The organism is Faecalibacterium sp. DFI.5.82, assembly GCF_029076575.1.
Lineage (GTDB): Bacteria > Bacillota > Clostridia > Oscillospirales > Ruminococcaceae > Faecalibacterium > Faecalibacterium duncaniae.
This window is the reverse complement of sequence record NZ_JARFIS010000659.1, coordinates 1-304: the sequence shown is the minus strand read 5'-3', so window position 1 is coordinate 304 and position 304 is coordinate 1. Positions and strand designations below refer to the sequence as shown.

1 protein-coding gene is annotated in these 304 nt (G+C 60.9%); it reads right to left on the bottom strand.

The features are described 5' to 3' along the window. Positions 1-269 (bottom strand): glycosyltransferase (locus tag P0G09_RS18320; RefSeq protein WP_342760562.1); only part of this gene is annotated, 269 nt, incomplete at its 3' end. Positions 270-304: the final 35 nt, after the last annotated feature.

The following is a 304-nucleotide window of genomic DNA, read 5'->3' as shown; positions in this document are numbered from 1 at the left end:
ACCCCATAGTAGAAGTCCGCCTGGTTCTCCATCATGAAGCCAACGAACGCTTCACGCCCGATCACCAGGTCCGCGTCGATATCCCCCTTCCGCGACACCATCTCTCCGACGACACGATATAAATCCGCGATCACCATTTCGCAGCCCGTCTCCTCGGCCGCCCGCACCATCAGCTTCGTCGCATCCGCCGTCAGACAGTCATCACTGTCCACGAACTGCAGAAACGTACCCCGCGCCCGCGCGATCGCCTGGTTTCGCGTATCCGACACCCCCGTATTCTCCTTATGCACGACCTCCACGCGCG